Raw genomic sequence first — 20,874 nt, 5'->3', positions numbered from 1 at the left:
AGTCGTGGCCGGATGGCCTCGCTTCAGCAAATTGGGTATGTGACAGCTTTCGGTGTTTTGTGAGCATCGAACTTTCGGTTCATTGCGTCTTCACACACCGCAATCTGGCCTCTTTCGTTTTTTCAACTAGGAGCATCAGATTGCTTGGGTGTTATATGGTCAAGCCTCACGGGCAATTAGTATTGGTTAGCTCAACGCCTCACAGCGCTTACACACCCAACCTATCAACGTCGTAGTCTTCGACGGCCCTTCAGGGAACTCAAGGTTCCAGTGAGATCTCATCTTGAGGCAAGTTTCCCGCTTAGATGCTTTCAGCGGTTATCTTTCCCGAACATAGCTACCCGGCAATGCCACTGGCGTGACAACCGGAACACCAGAGGTTCGTCCACTCCGGTCCTCTCGTACTAGGAGCAGCCCCTCTCAAATCTCAAACGTCCACGGCAGATAGGGACCGAACTGTCTCACGACGTTCTAAACCCAGCTCGCGTACCACTTTAAATGGCGAACAGCCATACCCTTGGGACCGGCTTCAGCCCCAGGATGTGATGAGCCGACATCGAGGTGCCAAACACCGCCGTCGATATGAACTCTTGGGCGGTATCAGCCTGTTATCCCCGGAGTACCTTTTATCCGTTGAGCGATGGCCCTTCCATACAGAACCACCGGATCACTAAGACCTACTTTCGTACCTGCTCGACGTGTCTGTCTCGCAGTCAAGCGCGCTTTTGCCTTTATACTCTACGACCGATTTCCGACCGGTCTGAGCGCACCTTCGTACTCCTCCGTTACTCTTTAGGAGGAGACCGCCCCAGTCAAACTACCCACCATACACTGTCCTCGATCCGGATAACGGACCTGAGTTAGAACCTCAAAGTTGCCAGGGTGGTATTTCAAGGATGGCTCCACGCGAACTGGCGTCCACGCTTCAAAGCCTCCCACCTATCCTACACAAGCAAATTCAAAGTCCAGTGCAAAGCTATAGTAAAGGTTCACGGGGTCTTTCCGTCTAGCCGCGGATACACTGCATCTTCACAGCGATTTCAATTTCACTGAGTCTCGGGTGGAGACAGCGCCGCCATCGTTACGCCATTCGTGCAGGTCGGAACTTACCCGACAAGGAATTTCGCTACCTTAGGACCGTTATAGTTACGGCCGCCGTTTACCGGGGCTTCGATCAAGAGCTTCGCGTTAGCTAACCCCATCAATTAACCTTCCGGCACCGGGCAGGCGTCACACCCTATACGTCCACTTTCGTGTTTGCAGAGTGCTGTGTTTTTAATAAACAGTCGCAGCGGCCTGGTATCTTCGACCGGCGTGGGCTTACGCAGCAAGTGCTTCACCCTCACCGGCGCACCTTCTCCCGAAGTTACGGTGCCATTTTGCCTAGTTCCTTCACCCGAGTTCTCTCAAGCGCCTTGGTATTCTCTACCCAACCACCTGTGTCGGTTTGGGGTACGGTTCCTGGTTATCTGAAGCTTAGAAGCTTTTCTTGGAAGCATGGCATCAACCACTTCGTCGCCTAAAGGCAACTCGTCATCAGCTCTCGGCCTTGGAATCCCGGATTTACCTAAGATTCCAGCCTACCACCTTAAACTTGGACAACCAACGCCAAGCTGGCCTAGCCTTCTCCGTCCCTCCATCGCAATAACCAGAAGTACAGGAATATTAACCTGTTTTCCATCGACTACGCTTTTCAGCCTCGCCTTAGGGACCGACTAACCCTGCGTCGATTAACGTTGCGCAGGAAACCTTGGTCTTTCGGCGTGGGTGTTTTTCACACCCATTGTCGTTACTCATGTCAGCATTCGCACTTCTGATACCTCCAGCAAGCTTCTCAACTCACCTTCACAGGCTTACAGAACGCTCCTCTACCGCATCACTTACGTGATACCCGTAGCTTCGGTGTATGGTTTGAGCCCCGTTACATCTTCCGCGCAGGCCGACTCGACTAGTGAGCTATTACGCTTTCTTTAAAGGGTGGCTGCTTCTAAGCCAACCTCCTAGCTGTCTAAGCCTTCCCACATCGTTTCCCACTTAACCATAACTTTGGGACCTTAGCTGACGGTCTGGGTTGTTTCCCTTTTCACGACGGACGTTAGCACCCGCCGTGTGTCTCCCATGCTCGGCACTTGTAGGTATTCGGAGTTTGCATCGGTTTGGTAAGTCGGGATGACCCCCTAGCCGAAACAGTGCTCTACCCCCTACAGTGATACATGAGGCGCTACCTAAATAGCTTTCGAGGAGAACCAGCTATCTCCGAGCTTGATTAGCCTTTCACTCCGATCCACAGGTCATCCGCTAACTTTTCAACGGTAGTCGGTTCGGTCCTCCAGTCAGTGTTACCTAACCTTCAACCTGCCCATGGATAGATCGCCCGGTTTCGGGTCTATTCCCAGCGACTAGACGCCCTATTAAGACTCGCTTTCGCTACGCCTCCCCTATTCGGTTAAGCTCGCCACTGAAAATAAGTCGCTGACCCATTATACAAAAGGTACGCAGTCACAGAACAAAGTCTGCTCCCACTGCTTGTACGCATACGGTTTCAGGATCTATTTCACTCCCCTCTCCGGGGTTCTTTTCGCCTTTCCCTCACGGTACTAGTTCACTATCGGTCAGTCAGTAGTATTTAGCCTTGGAGGATGGTCCCCCCATATTCAGACAAAGTTTCTCGTGCTCCGTCCTACTCGATTTCATGACTAAGAGACTTTCGCGTACAGGGCTATCACCCACTATGGCCGCACTTTCCAGAGCGTTCCGCTAATCTCAAAGCCACTTAAGGGCTAGTCCCCGTTCGCTCGCCACTACTAAGGGAATCTCGGTTGATTTCTTTTCCTCAGGGTACTTAGATGTTTCAGTTCCCCTGGTTCGCCTCTTGCACCTATGTATTCAGTACAAGATAACCATCTTATGATGGCTGGGTTCCCCCATTCAGACATCTCCGGATCAAAGTCTGTTTGCCGACTCCCCGAAGCTTTTCGCAGGCTACCACGTCTTTCATCGCCTCTGACTGCCAAGGCATCCACCGTATGCGCTTCTTCACTTGACCATATAACCCCAAGCAATCTGGTTATACTGTGAAGACGACATTCGCCGAAAATTCGAATTTCTCAATTAAGAGAACTCACAAATTTTACCTTAGCCTGATCACCACCAGTGAAAGTGGCTTTCAGTCTATCTTTCTATCACATACCCAAATTTTTAAAGAACGAACCAGTCAAAGACTAGAAATCAACATTCACCATCAACTCGATGGAATGCTCATTTCTAAGCTCTTACTTCAGAAGCAGTAGTGGTGGAGCCAAGCGGGATCGAACCGCTGACCTCCTGCGTGCAAGGCAGGCGCTCTCCCAGCTGAGCTATGGCCCCGTATTTCTACAGGCGTTTCCCACACAAAATTGGTGGGTCTGGGCAGATTCGAACTGCCGACCTCACCCTTATCAGGGGTGCGCTCTAACCAACTGAGCTACAGACCCAATTTCGGGCTGCTTCTTTCGTCTTCTTCAATGAATCAAGCAATTCGTGTGGGAACTTATGGAGCAGCTGATGTCGTCGATTAAGGAGGTGATCCAGCCGCAGGTTCCCCTACGGCTACCTTGTTACGACTTCACCCCAGTCATGAATCACACCGTGGTAACCGTCCTCCCGAAGGTTAGACTAGCTACTTCTGGTGCAACCCACTCCCATGGTGTGACGGGCGGTGTGTACAAGGCCCGGGAACGTATTCACCGCGACATTCTGATTCGCGATTACTAGCGATTCCGACTTCACGCAGTCGAGTTGCAGACTGCGATCCGGACTACGATCGGTTTTATGGGATTAGCTCCACCTCGCGGCTTGGCAACCCTTTGTACCGACCATTGTAGCACGTGTGTAGCCCAGGCCGTAAGGGCCATGATGACTTGACGTCATCCCCACCTTCCTCCGGTTTGTCACCGGCAGTCTCCTTAGAGTGCCCACCATAACGTGCTGGTAACTAAGGACAAGGGTTGCGCTCGTTACGGGACTTAACCCAACATCTCACGACACGAGCTGACGACAGCCATGCAGCACCTGTCTCAATGTTCCCGAAGGCACCAATCCATCTCTGGAAAGTTCATTGGATGTCAAGGCCTGGTAAGGTTCTTCGCGTTGCTTCGAATTAAACCACATGCTCCACCGCTTGTGCGGGCCCCCGTCAATTCATTTGAGTTTTAACCTTGCGGCCGTACTCCCCAGGCGGTCAACTTAATGCGTTAGCTGCGCCACTAAGAGCTCAAGGCTCCCAACGGCTAGTTGACATCGTTTACGGCGTGGACTACCAGGGTATCTAATCCTGTTTGCTCCCCACGCTTTCGCACCTCAGTGTCAGTATCAGTCCAGGTGGTCGCCTTCGCCACTGGTGTTCCTTCCTATATCTACGCATTTCACCGCTACACAGGAAATTCCACCACCCTCTACCATACTCTAGCTCGCCAGTTTTGGATGCAGTTCCCAGGTTGAGCCCGGGGATTTCACATCCAACTTAACGAACCACCTACGCGCGCTTTACGCCCAGTAATTCCGATTAACGCTTGCACCCTCTGTATTACCGCGGCTGCTGGCACAGAGTTAGCCGGTGCTTATTCTGTCGGTAACGTCAAAATTGCAGAGTATTAATCTACAACCCTTCCTCCCAACTTAAAGTGCTTTACAATCCGAAGACCTTCTTCACACACGCGGCATGGCTGGATCAGGCTTTCGCCCATTGTCCAATATTCCCCACTGCTGCCTCCCGTAGGAGTCTGGACCGTGTCTCAGTTCCAGTGTGACTGATCATCCTCTCAGACCAGTTACGGATCGTCGCCTTGGTGAGCCATTACCTCACCAACTAGCTAATCCGACCTAGGCTCATCTGATAGCGCAAGGCCCGAAGGTCCCCTGCTTTCTCCCGTAGGACGTATGCGGTATTAGCGTTCCTTTCGAAACGTTGTCCCCCACTACCAGGCAGATTCCTAGGCATTACTCACCCGTCCGCCGCTGAATTCAGGAGCAAGCTCCCTTCATCCGCTCGACTTGCATGTGTTAGGCCTGCCGCCAGCGTTCAATCTGAGCCATGATCAAACTCTTCAGTTCAAACATCTTTGGGTTTTTAAGAAACCCTAAACTTGGCTCAGCAATCGTTGGTTACATCTTTGATTTCTCGCGGAGTAACTTGTGATGCTGATAATCTTGTTGACTATCAGTCTGACTCCACAAGCACCCACACGAATTGCTTGATTCAGTTGTTAAAGAGCGGTTGGTTAAGATCTTTCGTCTCAACCGAGGCGCGCATTCTACAGCAGCCTCATTTGCTGTCAAGTGATTATTTTCAGAAGCTTTCGAAGATTTCTTCAACAACTTCAACCACTTGCGCTTCCGATCTCTCGTTAGCGGGAGGCGAATTCTACAGCGTTACACGCTGCTGTCAACACCTCTTTTTCTCCGCTTTCGACCGAGAAGATCGAACCGTTGAAAGCGCCAGAACCAGCCGGCATTTCCAACTCCTTCCAGGCTTCGATGAACTGAAGCGACCCACCTTCGAAAATTGCTTAACTCATTGAATCTCAAGGAGTTTTCCATTTCGACTGCGCCGGAAGTGGGGCGAATTATAGAGACTCAGAATCTGCCGTCAACCCTTAATTTCGCTTTTCTTTCAACAACTTGCAGATAGGCCAAAAAACGTCCAATTCCCTCTATATAGAAGAAGGATTCAGTATCCCGTCTATATAGAGAGAACCCTCAGAGCACTCCATCCTCTTTCATCGCAGCCACTGCACCCGCCCCAATACCTAGCACCCGCTGCAAAACCTCCAGCGTATGCTCGCCCAGCAAAGGAGGCGCACGCCGATACTCCACAGGAGTCCGCGACAACCGGATCGGGCTGGCCACCTGCGGCACCATCCCCGCCAGCGCATGAGGTAGCTCAATCGCCAACCCGCGAGACTTCACCTGCGAATCCTCGAATACCTGCGACAGATCATTGATCGGCCCACACGGCACACCTGCCTGCTCCAGCTGAGCCACCCACTCAGCAGTAGTCTTGAAAACCGTCGCCTGACGAATCAGCGGAATCAGCACAGCCCGGTTCGCCACCCGCAACTTATTAGTCGCGAAACGCGGATCGTCCGCCCACTGCGGCTGCCCCGCCACTTCGGCAAATTTTCGAAACTGCCCGTCATTACCCACTGTGAGAATGAAGTCGCCGTCTGCCGTAGGAAAATCCTGATACGGCACGATATTCGGATGCGCATTCCCCAGCCGTTTCGGCGCGATGCCCGTCGTCAGATAGTTCATCGCCTGATTGGCCAGACACGCCACCTGCACATCCAGCAGAGCCATATCGATATGCTGCCCGCCTCCATCGTGATCACGATGAGCCAGCGCGGCCAGGATCGCCACGGTCGAATACAGCCCGGTCAGGATATCCGTGAGCGCCACACCCACCTTCACCGGCCCAGCCCCCTCATCACCCTCAGGTCGCCCGGTCAGACTCATCAGCCCGCCAAGCCCCTGGATCATGAAGTCATAACCCGCACGCTTGGCATACGGTCCGGTTTGACCGAAACCGGTGATCGAGCAATAGATCAGATCCGGATTGATCGCCTTCAACGATTGGTAATCCAGGCCATAGGCCGCCAGACCACCCACCTTGAAGTTCTCGATCAGGATGTCGGACTTGGCTGCCAGATCGCGAACCAGCTTCTGACCTTCGGGACGCGTGAAGTCGATCGTCACCGATTGCTTGTTGCGATTGGCCGACAGGTAATAAGCCGCCTCGCTGGTGTTCTCGCCGTAAGCGTCTTTCAGGAAGGGCGGCCCCCAAGCGCGAGTGTCGTCGCCGTTACCCGGGCGCTCGACCTTGATCACTTCCGCCCCAAGGTCGGCAAGAATTTGCCCGGCCCATGGGCCGGCCAGCACTCGCGATAAATCCAGTACCCGCAGATGCGACAGCGCGCCCATGGTCGCTCTCCTATTAATAGAACGCCTGCAGGCCGGTCTGCGCACGACCGAGGATCAGCGCGTGAACGTCGTGAGTACCTTCATAGGTATTCACCACTTCCAGGTTGACCAGATGACGGGCCACCCCGAACTCATCGGAGATCCCGTTGCCGCCGAGCATGTCACGCGCCGTACGAGCGATATCGAGAGACTTGCCGCAAGAGTTGCGCTTCATGATCGAAGTGATTTCAACCGCAGCAGTACCTTCGTCCTTCATGCGGCCCAGACGCAGGCAGCCTTGCAGCGCCAGAGTGATTTCGGTCTGCATGTCAGCCAGCTTTTTCTGGATCAACTGAGTGGCGGCCAACGGGCGGCCGAACTGTTGACGATCCAGGGTGTACTGGCGAGCGGTGTGCCAGCAGAACTCGGCAGCACCCAGCGCACCCCAGGAGATGCCATAACGTGCGGAGTTGAGGCAGGTGAACGGACCTTTCAGACCACGCACATCCGGGAAAATGTTCTCTTCCGGTACGAACACGTTGTCCATGACGATTTCGCCGGTGATCGAAGCCCGCAGGCCGACCTTGCCGTGAATCGCCGGAGCGCTCAAACCTTTCCAGCCCTTCTCCAGAACGAAACCGCGAATGTCGCCGGCATCGTCCTTGGCCCAGACCACGAACACATCGGCGATCGGGCTGTTGGTGATCCACATCTTGGCGCCGGTCAGGCTGTAGCCGCCGTCGACTTTACGTGCACGAGTAATCATCGCACCTGGGTCGGAGCCGTGGTTCGGCTCGGTCAGACCGAAGCAGCCGATCCACTCGCCGGAAGCCAGTTTCGGCAGGTACTTCTGTTTTTGCGCTTCAGTACCGAATTCATTGATCGGCACCATGACCAGCGAAGACTGCACGCTCATCATCGAACGGTAGCCAGAGTCGACACGCTCGACTTCACGGGCGATCAGGCCATAGCTGACGTAGTTGAGGCCGCTGCCACCGTACTGCTCGGGGATGGTCGCGCCCAGCAGACCGACCTCACCCATTTCACGGAAAATCGCCGGGTCAGTCTTCTCATGGCGGAAGGCTTCCAGAACGCGCGGCGCGAGGCTCTGCTGGGCGAATTGCTCGGCAGCGTCGCGGATCATGCGTTCTTCTTCAGTCAGCTGTTGATCCAGCAGCAGTGGATCGATCCAGTTGAAGCTAGCTTTACCGCCCATGAGTGAGTCCTCGCAAATCGGGTGAATTAACGTGGCATTGATCCTAGGCCCGCTGCGCCATCCCGGCAAACGAGGATTTCGCATCCTGTTGTGCTAATTTCTCACTCCGAAACGTCGCGAAATGCCAATTAAGCGATGTATTAGTGAGGTTGACGTACATGCGCCGCAAGATACCCAGCACCACCGCCCTGATCAGCTTCGAGGCTGCCGCCCGTCACGAGAGCTTTACCAAGGCCGCCGAAGAACTTTCCCTCACCCAGGGCGCCATTTGCCGACAGATCGCCAGTCTTGAGGACTTCCTCAGCGTCGAACTCTTCCGACGCTCGCGTCGCGGAGTGAAGCTGACGGAAGCGGGGCTTTCCTACAGCCGTCGGGTCGCCACCCAACTTGATGCGGTTGAGCGCGACACCCTGTCTGTAATGGGTCAGCAAGGCACCAATGTGATTGAGCTCGCCGTGGTGCCCACCTTCGGCACGCAATGGCTGCTGCCAAGACTGAAGGACTTCCAGCTCAAGCACCCGGAAGTGACGGTCAACCTGACCAACCGCACGCGCCCGTTCCTGTTTGCCGACACTGACTTCGATGCCGCCATTTACTTTGGCGATGCCGACTGGTCCGGTACCGAATCCCACAGGCTGATGGGCGAGAATCCGATGCCGGTATGCAGTCCCGCCCTGCTCGGCAACAAAACGCATCTGGCACCCGATGAAATCGCCGATCTGCCGCTGCTCCAGCAAACCACCCGCCCGTACGCCTGGCGACAGTGGTTCAACTCGCAACACCTGAACATCCCGCGTGACATGACAGGTCCGCGCTACGAGCTATTCTCCATGCTGGCCCAGGCAGCCATGCACGACATGGGCATCGCGCTGATCCCACCGTTCCTGATTCAGCGCGAACTGGCGGAAAAACGCCTTGTAATTGCCAACGCGAATGCGCTCTCCAGCATAAAGGCGTATTACCTGATGATTCCGGAGCGAAAGGTCGAATCGGCGTCACTCAAGGCTTTTCGGGATTGGCTGGTGAACCAGGCACACAGCTACAACCTAGAAGGCTAAAGGGTTTCAGCGATTGCTAACCCCGTAGTCAGGAAAATTAAAGCCCTACAGATATAACTATTTGTCGCAAATAGACAGACTGTATCCGAAAGTCGTACAGACGTCCCACAAGCGCCTGACGACGTGGCTTTGAGCCCTCATTCGCGACCCATTGCGACCTATTCACGTCACCGATGAGAAAATTCTTCAAATTCATCCAGACTCCTTGAAAGGCACGGCCTGCAAGGGATTCAACTGGCCATCTGCGACATTCGGTCACGGGATGACTTGTAGTTAATTTTCCGTCACCCGTCATAATCCCTTGAAGGGCATAAACTTCGCCTGCAAAATGCCGCGCCCCGCCCTGATTTGGCGGGATCGTGCTGATCGGCCGCCCCAGTCGCACCATCCGTAGTGCATGGGTTTACTCAATAAGATCACGCAGGAGATTTGACGTGCACATTGGTGTTCCTCTCGAAACCCAGACCGGTGAAACACGGGTTGCTGCAACCCCGGAAACCATTAAAAAGCTGATCAGCCAAGGTCATAGGGTCACTGTGCAAACCGGCGCCGGCGTAAAAGCCAGTGTTGTCGACAGTGCCTATGAAGCGGCAGGCGCAACCATTGGCAGTGCCAATGACGCGTTTGGCGCCGAGCTGATTCTCAAAGTGGTCGCGCCAAGCGATGCCGAACTGACGCTGATCAAGCGCGGTACGGTGCTGGTGGGCATGCTCAACCCGTTCAACAACGACACCATCGCGAAGATGGCCGAGTGCGGGATTACCGCCTTCGCCCTGGAAGCGGCGCCACGCACCTCCCGGGCCCAGAGCCTCGACGTGCTGTCATCCCAGGCGAACATTGCCGGCTATAAGGCCGTGCTGCTGGCCGCTCACTACTATCCGCGCTTCATGCCGATGCTGATGACCGCTGCGGGCACCGTGAAAGCGGCGCGCGTGCTGATTCTGGGGGCCGGTGTGGCCGGGTTGCAGGCGATTGCCACGGCGAAACGTCTGGGTGCCGTCATCGAAGCGTCCGACGTACGTCCGGCCGTGAAGGAACAGATCGAATCCCTCGGCGCCAAGTTCGTCGACGTGCCTTACGAGACCGATGAAGAACGTGAATGCGCGGTCGGCGTCGGCGGTTACGCACGTCCGATGCCGGCGAGCTGGATGCAGCGTCAGGCCCAGGCTGTGCACGAGCGCGCCAAGCAGGCTGATATTGTCATCACCACCGCACTGATTCCGGGTCGCAAGGCTCCGACATTGCTGAGCGCGGACACCGTGGCGCAGATGAAACCCGGCTCGGTGGTCATTGACCTCGCTGCAGCCCAAGGTGGCAACTGCCCGCTGACCGTGGCCGATCAGGTCGTGATCGAGAACGGCGTGACCATCGTCGGCCCGACCAACCTCGCCGGTGAAGTCGCCGCAGACGCCTCGGCGCTGTACGCACGCAACCTGCTGGACTTCCTGAAGCTGGTCTTCACCAAAGAAGGCCAGTTCGAAGTGAACCTCGAAGACGACATCGTCGCCGCGTGCCTGATGTGCCGCGACGGCCAAGTCATCCGCAAAAACGCCTAAGCAGGGATTCAGACGATGGAAGAGCTTATCTCCCCCGGTATCTACAACCTGATCATCTTCGTGCTGGCGATTTATGTCGGTTACCACGTGGTCTGGAACGTTACACCCGCGCTGCACACGCCTTTGATGGCGGTGACCAACGCCATTTCGGCGATCGTGATCGTCGGTGCCATGCTCGCGGCCGCACTGACCGTTACCCCGCTGGGCAAGACCATGGGCACCCTCGCCGTGGCACTGGCCGCGGTCAACGTGTTCGGTGGCTTCCTGGTCACCCGCCGCATGCTTGAGATGTTCAAGAAGAAAGCCCCGAAAGCAAAAGAAGAGGCGCCTAAGTAATGAGCATGAACCTCGTCACGACGCTCTACCTGATCGCGTCGATCTGCTTCATCCAGGCCCTCAAGGGTCTGTCGCACCCGACCACATCGCGCCGCGGCAACCTGTTCGGCATGCTCGGCATGGCACTGGCAATCCTCACCACCGTCGGCCTTATCTATAAGCTCGGGGCTGAGCTGGCCACCGCCGGTATTGGCTACGTGATCGTCGGCCTGCTGATCGGCGGCACCGCCGGTTCGATCATGGCCAAGCGCGTTGAAATGACCAAGATGCCGGAACTGGTTGCGTTCATGCACAGCATGATCGGCCTGGCAGCGGTGTTCATCGCCATTGCTGCCGTGGTCGAGCCGCAGTCGCTGGGCATCGTCAAGCAACTGGGCGACTCGATCCCGGCGGGTAACCGTCTGGAGCTGTTCCTCGGCGCAGCCATCGGTGCAATCACCTTCTCCGGTTCGGTGATCGCCTTCGGCAAGCTGTCGGGCAAGTACAAGTTCCGTCTGTTTCAGGGCGCACCGGTACAGTTCAGCGGTCAGCACAAGCTGAACGCGGTACTGGGTCTGGCGACGCTGATCCTCGGCGTCACCTTCATGCTGACCGGCAACCTCGCCGCGTTCGCACTGATGCTGGCCCTGGCGTTTGTCATGGGCGTGCTGATCATCATCCCGATCGGCGGCGCCGACATGCCGGTGGTGGTGTCGATGCTCAACAGCTATTCCGGCTGGGCAGCGGCGGGTATCGGCTTCTCGCTGAACAACTCGATGCTGATTATTGCCGGTTCGCTGGTGGGTTCGAGCGGTGCGATCCTCTCGTACATCATGTGCAAGGCGATGAACCGTTCCTTCTTTAATGTACTGCTCGGCGGTTTCGGCAATACAGCAGATGCCGGTCCTGCCGGTGAGAAGGAAGCCCGTCCGGTGAAATCCGGTTCGGCTGACGACGCGACCTTCCTGCTGACCAACGCCGACACCGTGATCATCGTTCCAGGTTACGGTCTGGCGGTGGCCCGTGCACAGCATGCGCTGAAAGAGCTGACCGAGAAGCTGACCCACCACGGCGTGACCGTGAAGTACGCGATCCACCCGGTGGCCGGTCGGATGCCTGGGCACATGAACGTACTGCTGGCCGAGGCTGAAGTGCCGTACGACCAGGTGTTCGAGATGGAAGACATCAACTCCGAGTTCGGTCAGGCCGACGTGGTGCTGGTGCTCGGCGCCAACGACGTGGTCAACCCGGCCGCCAAGAACGATCCGAAATCGCCGATTGCCGGCATGCCGATCCTCGAAGCGTTCAAGGCCAAGACCATCATCGTCAACAAGCGCTCGATGGCCAGCGGCTATGCCGGTCTGGACAACGAACTGTTCTACCTGGACAAGACCATGATGGTGTTCGGCGACGCGAAAAAAGTCATCGAAGACATGGTCAAAGCAGTCGAGTAACCCTCGCCGGCAACACCGAACGCCCCGACTTGTCGGGGCGTTTTTGTTTGCGCAAAACGTCGGACAATTTGCCGCGTTGTTGCAGATCCGGTAACGGTGTTTTACTTGAAAGCCGCTAAATAGACGCCTCGTTTGCGACCTTGGTAGCGGGACAGGCGCTCGCGAAATTCACTAGACTGCGCATCCTGCTACTCGCTGCCCGAGAAAATAATCCATGTACCGTGACCGTATTCGCCTGCCTTCGTTATTGGATAAAGTGATGAGCGCCGCCGACGCCGCTGCGCTGATTGAGGACGGCATGACCGTCGGCATGAGCGGCTTCACCCGCGCCGGCGAAGCTAAGGCCGTGCCCCATGCGCTGGCCGAGCGAGCCAAGGTCACGCCGTTGAAGATCAGCCTGATGACCGGTGCCAGTCTGGGTAACGACCTCGACAAGCAACTGACCGAAGCCGGCGTCCTTTCCCGGCGCATGCCGTTCCAGGTCGACAGCACCTTGCGCAAGGCGATCAACGCCGGCGAAGTGATGTTCATTGACCAGCACCTGTCGGAAACCGTCGAGCAACTGCGCAATCAGCAACTGAAGCTGCCGGACATTGCCGTGATCGAAGCCGTGGCCATCACCGAACAGGGCCACATCGTGCCGACCACTTCGGTGGGCAACTCGGCGAGCTTCGCGATTTTCGCCAAACACGTGATCGTCGAGATCAACCTGGCGCACAACGCCAACCTCGAAGGTCTGCATGACATCTATATCCCGACCTATCGCCCGACCCGCACGCCAATTCCGCTGGTAAAGGTCGACGATCGCATCGGCAGCACCGCGATCCCGATCCCGCCGGAGAAGATCGTCGCCATCGTCATCACCCAGCAGTCGGATTCGCCGTCCACCGTTTCCTCGCCTGATGTGGACACCAAAGCCATCGCCGATCATCTGATCACCTTCCTCAAGCAGGAAGTCGATGCCGGGCGCATGACCAACAAGCTCGGCCCGTTGCAGGCCGGGATCGGCAACATCGCCAACGCGGTGATGTGCGGGCTGATCGATTCGCCGTTCGAAGAACTGACCATGTATTCCGAAGTGCTGCAGGACTCGACCTTCGACCTGATCGATGCGGGCAAGCTGAGCTTTGCCTCGGGCAGCTCGATCACGCTGTCGGAGCGGCGCAACAGCGACGTGTTCGGCAACCTGGAGAAGTACAAGGACAAGCTGGTGCTGCGCCCGCAGGAGATCTCCAACCACCCGGAAGTGGTACGGCGCCTGGGCATCATCGGCATCAACACGGCCCTTGAGTTCGACATCTATGGCAACGTCAACTCCACCCACGTCTGCGGCACGCGGATGATGAACGGTATAGGCGGCTCGGGCGACTTCGCGCGCAACGCACACCTGGCGGTGTTCGTCACCAAGTCGATCGCCAAGGGTGGCGCGATTTCCAGCGTGGTGCCGATGGTCAGCCACGTCGACCATACCGAGCATGACGTCGACATCCTCGTGACCGAGATAGGCCTGGCCGACCTGAGAGGCCTGGCGCCACGGGAACGCGCCCGGGTCATCATCGATAACTGTGTGCACCCGGATTTCCGCCAGGCGCTTAACGAGTACTTCGACAAAGCCTGCGCCGTTGGCGGCCACACTCCGCACATCCTGCGTGATGCCCTGAGCTGGCACATCAATCTGGAAGAAACCGGACGCATGCTGGCGGTGTAATCCGCACAGATTTTCCGCTGGCGCAAACACAGTTTCGCCAGCGGGATTTTGAAAACCACCGCCATCGTCAAAAACTGTACTTCTGTACCGGTCTTTTCCTACAGCCTTTGCCTACTCAAATCATCGAATTGGGTAAAAATGCACCAAATAGGCGCAGACAGGTACAGTTTGCACAATTTTGACCCGTACACCCCCTATAAACAGTTAACTGGTCACTCACAATACAAGTGAACTGTATCTAGAGAGTCTGGCCAAACGAGAGGATCATGGGCACCAGTTAAACCACTACCTAATCCCGCCACAAGCGGAAGGATGTCAACCATGGAACGTACACTCAGTTCCGAACTGTTCTTCGAAGACAAAGCTGTAAACACCCAGGCTTCCCTGCCTCTGCGCGTTATCGCCAACCTGATGCTGTGGCAGCGCCGCATCTCCAGCCGCCACCAACTGGCTCGTCTGGATTCGCGTCTGCTGGCTGACGCCGGGATTAGCGAAGCACAACGCTACGAAGAGCTGAGCAAGCCGTTCTGGCGCTAAGCAGCGTCGCTGGCTCTGGTCGCTAGACCCACCGCCAGCAACCCGAATTGAACACACAAGACCCGTCGCGGGAAACCGCGACGGGTCTTGTCGTTTCAGGGCAGAAAAATCTGAATATCCAGCTCGAAACACCAGACAGGTACAGTTTTCTAGAAATATATTAATAACAAGTACAGTTACGCAAAATGTGTTCAGGCCAGCATCCTGACCACTGTGCGGATTCCCCACGGAGGCCTAAGATCCATGCAGAACGTGGCGAATGCTGTGCGACTGGCGTCTGACCCTCAGACACCGAGCCACCTCTCAATACGGTTTATCCACAGGAGTTTTTCCATGTCCCGTCTTCGTCTGCTCAGCGCCGCCGCCCTGCTGGCCGTAGCTGCCAACGTCAGCGCCACCAGCTTCATCGTTACCACCGATGCCGTGGTTGGCGCGCTCAAGTCCTCTTCCGATGCCACGTCCGACGTCACTTCGTCCTTCCGTGACGACAAGATCGTGCTCGCCGCCCGTGACGACGCTGCCAGTTTCGTGGCCAGCGAAGGCGAAATCCGTGGCGTGAAACTGGAGAGCGCACTGGATCACATCCGTCATCAGGCTCCGCAACTGAACGCGACCGACGCCCAGTTGGCCCAGGCCATTCTGACGATCTAAGCGACAGAGGCATCGCGGGACACGCCGGTCGTGTCCCGATGTTTCGGCGCTGGCTCTAGTCCGGGCATTGCGCTAGCCTTGGGACTCGCCAACAGTTGCCGAGTCCCATGCGTTTTCTTACAAATCTGCTTATCCCCCCTGTACTGATCACCGCCTGCTGGGTTCCTCTGGCTGACGCCTTCGATGTGTCCACACAAAATACCGTGGTCAGCGTCTGGGCCACCGGCATGGTGTCTTCCGCGCCATTCGACCGTAAACTGATCATCTCCGCGCACGACGATGCCGCAGCGTTCGTTGCCAGTGACGGCCAGATGCGCGGCGCACAGCTAGAATCCGCCCTGCATTACCTGCGCAAGAGCCGGCCAAAACTTCATGTGAGCGACCTTGAACTGGCACAGGCAATTCTCGTCCAATAGTCATCCCTGTCTTTTCGGAGTCGTTCCATGCGTAGCCCGCTGATTGCTGCCGCCCTTGGCCTGCTGTTGTTGGCCGATATGGCCCAGGCACACACCCTGGTAGCCACCAGTAACATCATCGTCCGCGCCTCCCAGCGCACCATCGATTTCACCTCCGACACCACCACGTCGATTCGCGATTCGAAAATCATCCGCGAAGCCCACGACGACGCTGCCAGTTTCGTGGCCAGCGACGGTGATATCCGTGGTGCCAACCTGGAAGCTGCCTTCAATACCTTGCGCACCCGCGTGCCGGAAGCTCGCGACGCCAGTGATCAGGTACTCGCCGAAGCCATCCTCGCACTGTGAAGTCATTCGGCGCCTGGCTGCTGGCCGGGGCGTTGTTGCTGCTTGGCAACAGCGCCCACGCCGGCCTGCAATTGCGGCTAAAGACTGACGGTCTGAGCCCCGCCCAACAACAGGCCAGCCAGGCACTGCTCGATGAGGCCATGCAGGCATTGCCGCCGAGCTTCATCGAACGCCTGGACCGGCGCATCGATGTCGGCTGGACCGACGACATGCCCGGCAACGCCTACGGCCAGGCGACGCTCGTCTCCGAGCTGGACCTGAACCGCAAACTGCTCGCCAGCCTCACCGACGGCAGTGCGGCGAAGGAAAAAACCAATCGCCCCCACGGCACCGTTCGCCGGGAACTGCTGGCCACGGTGCTGCACGAAATCACCCACATATACGATCGCGCGCGCTTGTGGCCGGAGGCCGAACGCACGCTGATCCAGCGCTGCACCCGGCGCAACAACAGCGCCGGGCTGATCGGCATTCCCGATGAATGCCGCGGACAGAACGGTCGGCGCTTCACCCTCAGCGATGATCCACGCCTGCTCGACCTCGCCGGCTGGCAGCAATACGTCGGCCGTCGTGGCGAACGTGAACAGCACAACCGGCAGATCGCCCGCAGCCCCGACCTCTACGAAATCTCCAGCCCGAAGGAGTTTGTCGCGGTCAACATGGAGTATTTCCTCCTCGACCCGAGCTATGCCTGCCGCCGCCCGGCGCTGTATCGCTATTACCAGCAGCACTTCGGCTGGGCACCGCCGGCCAAGGATGAATGCGCCAAAACCTTCGCTTTCCTCAATGCCGGCAACGACTTCGCCAAACAGCCCCTGGGCCAGGTCGATCCGGAACGCGTGTACGCGGTGGATTACCTGCTGGCCGAAGCCAACCAGAACTGGGTCAGCCGTTGGGGTCACAGCATGTTGCGTCTGGTGATCTGCGCACCGGGCCGGCCACGCGGGCCGGACTGCCGACTGGATCTGGATCAGCATCTGGTGCTGTCATACCGCGCCTTCGTCGGTGACGTACAGCTGTCGAGCTGGGACGGGCTGGTCGGCAAGTACCCGTCGCGCCTTTTCGTACTGCCGCTGGCGCAGGTGATCGACGAATACACCAAGACCGAACTGCGCAGCCTGGCGTCGGTGCCGCTGAATCTCTCGCGCAGCGAAATCGAGGGCGTAGTCGAACACGCCGCCGAAATGCACTGGAGCTACGACGGCAATTACTTCTTCCTCTCCAACAACTGCGCGGTCGAAGGCCTGAAACTGCTGCGCAGCGGCAGCAACAACGCCCGGCTCACCGGCCTCGACAGCATCATGCCCAACGGTTTGCTGGAAGTGCTCAAAGGACGAGGCCTGGCCGATACCAGCGTGCTCGATGATCCGAAAGAGGCGTTGCGCCTGGGTTATCGCTTCGACTCGTTCCGTGACCGTTATCAAGCGATGTTCGATGTCTTGAAGAAGCAATTGCCGATCAAGCAGACAACCGTCGAGGAATGGCTTTCGCTGTCCGCCGAAGAGCGTCGCCCTTGGTTCGAACGGGCCGACCTGCGCACCAGCGCCGCGTTGTTGCTGCTGGAGCAAGCCAGTTTCCGCCGCCAACTGTTGCTGGCTCAGGATGAGGTCAAGCAACGCTACCTCGGCGCCCGAGAGCTGGAAAACGGTGGCATGGACAAGGCCAACGCGACGTTGCAGCAGATTCTCGCCAACAGCGGCTTCCTCAGCCGGCCGGCAGAATTGCTCGATTCCCGAGGTTATGGCCTGCCGCAACCGAGCGAATTCAGCAGGCTTGAAGCGGAAAGCAGCCAGCGCCAGAAACAGTTGCTGGCTCTGACCGGCGATCTCGATAAAGAAGTGCGAGCGCTGCTGGAGCCTAAACGAGCAGCCGAGATTGCGGCCAGCGAGGCCAACGTGAAACAGATTGGCGAGCACCTGCGCAAACTGCACAAAGCCTCGGGCGGACTGGAACTGCCCTGAAGAAAAACAGCCCTGAAAACAAAAGACCGCAGCCGGTAAAGGCTGCGGTCTTTTTTATTGCCTGATGGATCAGTACAGAACGCCGTCCAGCACTTCGTAAACAATTCCGGTGCCCACCGCGATCAGCACGATGTCACCGCCAGCACGACGCCATTCATAACCCGGGTAATACGGCAGGCGACTCAACGCCCGGTTATCCAGCCGCTCACCGTAATAGCCGTGGGGCAGCGGCCGGCCGCGTACCAAGTGGATACCGGGAGGTGGCGGCGCACCGCGCACGAAGTAGCCATGATTGTCGCGGATCACCTGACGCACCGGGCCGAAGTCCCGAGGCGGCGGGCCGCCGCGATGGTTGCTTTGCCAATCATGGTGATCACCACCGCGATTGTCGTAGTGGCCCTGTTGCGGGCCGCCGTGGTCGTGATCGTCGCGCGGATCGGCGCTGGCCAACAGGGGTGTCGCGCTGATCATCAGCACGCCCAGACTGGCAATCAGACGTTTCGGCATTTTCATCGGGTCTTTCCTCACTGCACTGACAGCAAAAAGGGATTCAGAACGTGGTTCTGAACCCCTCGGTCTTGCTTGGTTAGTCTGTGCGTGGAGGCTCTAATTCCTCTGTATCAGGAACTTTACCTTCAGCTGACGCGAGCCTTACGCACGCCTTCGGACAGCGCCGAGCACAGGCTCAGCACGCCGTCGATGGCCTGAGCCGGCGTGGTCGCGTTGGCAATGTGATCGATCAGCGCCGAGCCCACCACCACACCGTCGGCCAGACGCGCGATGGACGCGGCCTGCTCCGGCGTGCGGATACCAAAACCGATGCTGATCGGCAGATCGGTATGACGACGCAGACGCGCCACCGCTTCCTCGACGTGTTCCAGCGTCGCCGCACCGGCACCGGTCACGCCGGCGACCGACACGTAGTAAACGAAGCCGGAGCTGCCGTTCAGCACTTTCGGCAGACGCGCATCATCGGTGGTCGGGGTGGTCAGGCGGATGAAGTCGATGCCCGCTGCCTGGGCCGGGTCGCACAGCTCCGAGTTGTGCTCCGGTGGCATGTCGACCACGATCAGGCCATCGACGCCGGCCTCTTTGGCTTCGGCGATGAAGCGCTCGACGCCGAACTTGTGGATCGGGTTGAAGTAACCCATCAGCACCAGCGGCGTGTCGCTGTTTTCCTTGCGGAACTCGCGGACCATTTGCAGGGTTTTGATCAGGTTCTGCTTGGCGCCCAGGGCACGGATGTTCGCCAGCTGAATCGCCGGGCCATCGGCCATCGGATCGGTGAACGGCATGCCCAATTCGATCACGTCGGCACCAGCTTTCGGCAGACCTTTGAGGATGGCCAGCGAAGTGTCGTAGTCCGGGTCGCCAGCGGTGACGAAGGTCACCAGGGCGGCGCGGTTCTGTTGCTTGAGTTCGGCAAAGCGGGTTTGCAGGCGGCTCATCAGTGTTTCTCCTGCTTGGAGGTTTCCATGTGGTGCATGACGGTCTGCATGTCTTTGTCGCCGCGACCGGAAAGGTTGACCACCATCAGGTGATCCTTCGGCAGTTTCGGTGCGCGTTTGAATACTTCGGCCAGGGCGTGGGCGCTTTCCAGTGCCGGGATGATCCCTTCCAGACGGCAGCACTGGTGGAACGCAGCGAGGGCTTCGTCGTCGGTCACCGAGGTGTACTGGACGCGGCCAATGTCATGCAGCCACGCGTGCTCAGGGCCGATGCCCGGATAGTCGAGGCCGGCGGAAATCGAGTGGGCGTCGATGATCTGGCCATCTTCGTCCTGCAGCAGGAAGGTACGGTTGCCGTGCAACACACCCGGTACGCCGCCGTTGAGGCTGGCCGCGTGTTTGCCGGTCTCGATGCCGTAACCGGCGGCTTCGACGCCGATGATCTCGACGCTCTTGTCATCAAGGAACGGGTGGAACAGGCCCATGGCGTTGGAACCGCCACCGATGCACGCCACCAGGCTGTCCGGCAAACGACCTTCCTGAGCTTGCAGCTGATCGCGGGTTTCCTTGCCGATCACGGCCTGGAAGTCGCGAACCATTGCCGGGTAAGGGTGCGGGCCGGCCACGGTGCCGATCAGGTAGAACGTGCTGTCGACGTTGGTCACCCAGTCACGCAGCGCTTCGTTCATCGCGTCTTTCAGGGTGCCGGTGCCGGCGACCACCGGGATCACCTCGGCGCCCAGCAGCTTCATGCGGAACACGTTGGCCTGCTGACGCTCGATGTCGGTGGTGCCCATGTAGATCACGCAGTCCAGACCGAAACGCGCAGCCACGGTGGCGGTAGCCACGCCGTGCATGCCGGCGCCGGTCTCGGCGATGATGCGTTTCTTGCCCATGCGCCGCGCCAGCAGGATCTGGCCGATGCAGTTGTTGATCTTGTGCGCGCCGGTGTGGTTCAGCTCTTCGCGCTTGAGGTAGATCTTGGCGCCACCACAGAACTCGGTCAGGCGCTCGGCGAAGTACAGCGGGCTCGGACGTCCGACGTAGTCGCGCTGGAAGTAGGCCAATTCTTCTTTGAACGCCGGATCTTCCTTGGCCGCTTCGTATTCGCGGGCCAGGTCGAGGATCAACGGCATCAGGGTTTCGGCAACGTAACGGCCGCCGAACGAGCCAAACAGGCCGTTGGCGTCAGGGCCGTTACGCAGATCGGAGGTATTCGAAGTCTGGGTCATGGTTCGCTCCAGCGGATTTCACGAGAAGACAATGGCGTTCA

At 57.8% G+C, this 20,874-nt stretch carries 15 protein-coding genes, 2 tRNA genes and 2 rRNA genes; 10 read left to right on the top strand and 9 right to left on the bottom strand.

What is annotated here, in order from left to right:
• Positions 1–155: 155 nt before the first annotated feature.
• From QR290_RS01660 to QR290_RS01635, 6 genes are all read right to left on the bottom strand, one after another.
• A 23S ribosomal RNA gene (locus tag QR290_RS01660) occupies positions 156–3,046 on the bottom strand.
• Between the two features lie 244 nt (positions 3,047–3,290).
• Positions 3,291–3,366 (bottom strand) — tRNA-Ala (locus QR290_RS01655).
• A gap of 30 nt (positions 3,367–3,396) precedes the next feature.
• A tRNA-Ile gene (locus QR290_RS01650) sits at positions 3,397–3,473 on the bottom strand.
• An 81-nt stretch (positions 3,474–3,554) separates the two neighbouring features.
• Positions 3,555–5,091 (bottom strand): 16S ribosomal RNA (locus tag QR290_RS01645).
• The 16S and 23S rRNA genes sit together here with 2 tRNA genes alongside, the layout of an rRNA operon.
• Positions 5,092–5,736: 645 nt before the next feature.
• Positions 5,737–6,957 carry a CaiB/BaiF CoA transferase family protein gene (locus QR290_RS01640; protein ID WP_115079874.1) on the bottom strand — a complete coding sequence of 407 codons (1,221 nt, stop codon included), beginning with the start codon at positions 6,955–6,957 and terminating at the stop codon, positions 5,737–5,739.
• A 13-nt stretch (positions 6,958–6,970) separates the two neighbouring features.
• On the bottom strand, positions 6,971–8,152 hold the full coding sequence (locus tag QR290_RS01635; RefSeq protein ID WP_289204182.1) for an acyl-CoA dehydrogenase: 1,182 nt from the start codon (positions 8,150–8,152) through the stop codon (positions 6,971–6,973).
• A gap of 158 nt (positions 8,153–8,310) precedes the next feature.
• Here QR290_RS01635 and QR290_RS01630 point away from each other — a divergent pair, with 158 nt between their 5' ends.
• The 10 genes from QR290_RS01630 to QR290_RS01585 all read left to right on the top strand — a co-directional run bounded on the left by QR290_RS01630 (position 8,311) and on the right by QR290_RS01585 (position 18,153).
• The gene (locus QR290_RS01630; RefSeq protein WP_115080023.1) at positions 8,311–9,210 is read left to right on the top strand and encodes a LysR family transcriptional regulator; all 900 of its coding nucleotides are present in this window, start codon (positions 8,311–8,313) and stop codon (positions 9,208–9,210) included.
• Positions 9,211–9,644: 434 nt separating this feature from the next.
• Positions 9,645–10,766 carry a Re/Si-specific NAD(P)(+) transhydrogenase subunit alpha gene (locus QR290_RS01625; RefSeq protein ID WP_289204181.1) on the top strand — a complete coding sequence of 374 codons (1,122 nt, stop codon included), beginning with the start codon at positions 9,645–9,647 and terminating at the stop codon, positions 10,764–10,766.
• 15 nt (positions 10,767–10,781) lie between these two features.
• Positions 10,782–11,102: an NAD(P) transhydrogenase subunit alpha gene (locus QR290_RS01620; RefSeq protein ID WP_003220416.1), complete on the top strand. Its 321-nt coding sequence runs from the start codon at positions 10,782–10,784 to the stop codon at positions 11,100–11,102.
• On the top strand, positions 11,102–12,535 hold the full coding sequence (locus QR290_RS01615; protein ID WP_115079871.1) for an NAD(P)(+) transhydrogenase (Re/Si-specific) subunit beta: 1,434 nt from the start codon (positions 11,102–11,104) through the stop codon (positions 12,533–12,535). The genes QR290_RS01620 and QR290_RS01615 overlap by 1 nt, the downstream gene beginning before the upstream one ends.
• 214 nt (positions 12,536–12,749) lie before the next feature.
• The gene (locus tag QR290_RS01610) at positions 12,750–14,243 is read left to right on the top strand and encodes an acetyl-CoA hydrolase/transferase family protein (protein ID WP_289204180.1); all 1,494 of its coding nucleotides are present in this window, start codon (positions 12,750–12,752) and stop codon (positions 14,241–14,243) included.
• Positions 14,244–14,564: 321 nt separating this feature from the next.
• Complete coding sequence (locus QR290_RS01605) at positions 14,565–14,780, top strand: DUF1127 domain-containing protein (RefSeq protein ID WP_007911656.1); 216 nt, start codon at positions 14,565–14,567, stop codon at positions 14,778–14,780.
• Between the two features lie 333 nt (positions 14,781–15,113).
• Positions 15,114–15,431, top strand: coding sequence for a DUF2388 domain-containing protein (locus QR290_RS01600; RefSeq protein WP_289204179.1), 318 nt, complete (start codon positions 15,114–15,116; stop codon positions 15,429–15,431).
• A 107-nt stretch (positions 15,432–15,538) separates the two neighbouring features.
• Positions 15,539–15,847: a DUF2388 domain-containing protein gene (locus QR290_RS01595; protein ID WP_289204178.1), complete on the top strand. Its 309-nt coding sequence runs from the start codon at positions 15,539–15,541 to the stop codon at positions 15,845–15,847.
• A gap of 27 nt (positions 15,848–15,874) precedes the next feature.
• Positions 15,875–16,195 (top strand): DUF2388 domain-containing protein, encoded by a 321-nt coding sequence (locus tag QR290_RS01590; RefSeq protein ID WP_007953910.1) that lies wholly within the window; start codon positions 15,875–15,877, stop codon positions 16,193–16,195.
• Positions 16,192–18,153 carry a DUF4105 domain-containing protein gene (locus QR290_RS01585; RefSeq protein ID WP_289204177.1) on the top strand — a complete coding sequence of 654 codons (1,962 nt, stop codon included), beginning with the start codon at positions 16,192–16,194 and terminating at the stop codon, positions 18,151–18,153. Before QR290_RS01590 ends, QR290_RS01585 begins: the two co-directional genes overlap by 4 nt.
• Positions 18,154–18,222: 69 nt before the next feature.
• Here QR290_RS01585 and QR290_RS01580 read toward each other — a convergent pair whose 3' ends face one another.
• The 3 genes from QR290_RS01580 to trpB form a co-directional block, all read right to left on the bottom strand.
• Positions 18,223–18,666 (bottom strand): anti-virulence regulator CigR family protein, encoded by a 444-nt coding sequence (locus QR290_RS01580; RefSeq protein ID WP_064379331.1) that lies wholly within the window; start codon positions 18,664–18,666, stop codon positions 18,223–18,225.
• A 122-nt stretch (positions 18,667–18,788) separates the two neighbouring features.
• Positions 18,789–19,601, bottom strand: a complete 813-nt coding sequence (gene trpA / locus QR290_RS01575) for a tryptophan synthase subunit alpha (protein ID WP_289204176.1) — start codon at positions 19,599–19,601, stop codon at positions 18,789–18,791.
• A complete protein-coding gene (trpB, locus tag QR290_RS01570) occupies positions 19,601–20,833 on the bottom strand; it encodes a tryptophan synthase subunit beta (RefSeq protein ID WP_115079866.1) in 1,233 nt (410 codons plus the stop codon). The genes trpA and trpB overlap by 1 nt, the downstream gene beginning before the upstream one ends.
• Between the last annotated feature and the right edge of the window lie 41 nt (positions 20,834–20,874).

The organism is Pseudomonas fluorescens (assembly GCF_030344995.1).
Taxonomy (GTDB): domain Bacteria; phylum Pseudomonadota; class Gammaproteobacteria; order Pseudomonadales; family Pseudomonadaceae; genus Aquipseudomonas; species Aquipseudomonas fluorescens_BF.
Note: the sequence above shows the minus strand (reverse complement) of the source record. Positions and strands in the feature narration are given on the sequence as shown.

Bases quoted from the DNA above. Each gene is read 5' to 3' on its own strand.
- QR290_RS01640 (WP_115079874.1), bottom strand. From the start codon at position 6,957: ATGGGCGCGCTGTCGCATCTGCGGGTACTGGATTTATCGCGAGTGCTG.
- QR290_RS01635 (WP_289204182.1), bottom strand. From the start codon at position 8,152: ATGGGCGGTAAAGCTAGCTTCAACTGGATCGATCCACTGCTGCTGGAT.
- QR290_RS01630 (WP_115080023.1), top strand. From the start codon at position 8,311: ATGCGCCGCAAGATACCCAGCACCACCGCCCTGATCAGCTTCGAGGCT.
- QR290_RS01620 (WP_003220416.1), top strand. From the start codon at position 10,782: ATGGAAGAGCTTATCTCCCCCGGTATCTACAACCTGATCATCTTCGTG.
- QR290_RS01615 (WP_115079871.1), top strand. From the start codon at position 11,102: ATGAGCATGAACCTCGTCACGACGCTCTACCTGATCGCGTCGATCTGC.
- QR290_RS01610 (WP_289204180.1), top strand. From the start codon at position 12,750: ATGTACCGTGACCGTATTCGCCTGCCTTCGTTATTGGATAAAGTGATG.
- QR290_RS01605 (WP_007911656.1), top strand. From the start codon at position 14,565: ATGGAACGTACACTCAGTTCCGAACTGTTCTTCGAAGACAAAGCTGTA.
- QR290_RS01600 (WP_289204179.1), top strand. From the start codon at position 15,114: ATGTCCCGTCTTCGTCTGCTCAGCGCCGCCGCCCTGCTGGCCGTAGCT.
- QR290_RS01595 (WP_289204178.1), top strand. From the start codon at position 15,539: ATGCGTTTTCTTACAAATCTGCTTATCCCCCCTGTACTGATCACCGCC.
- QR290_RS01590 (WP_007953910.1), top strand. From the start codon at position 15,875: ATGCGTAGCCCGCTGATTGCTGCCGCCCTTGGCCTGCTGTTGTTGGCC.
- QR290_RS01580 (WP_064379331.1), bottom strand. From the start codon at position 18,666: ATGAAAATGCCGAAACGTCTGATTGCCAGTCTGGGCGTGCTGATGATC.
- trpA (WP_289204176.1), bottom strand. From the start codon at position 19,601: ATGAGCCGCCTGCAAACCCGCTTTGCCGAACTCAAGCAACAGAACCGC.
- trpB (WP_115079866.1), bottom strand. From the start codon at position 20,833: ATGACCCAGACTTCGAATACCTCCGATCTGCGTAACGGCCCTGACGCC.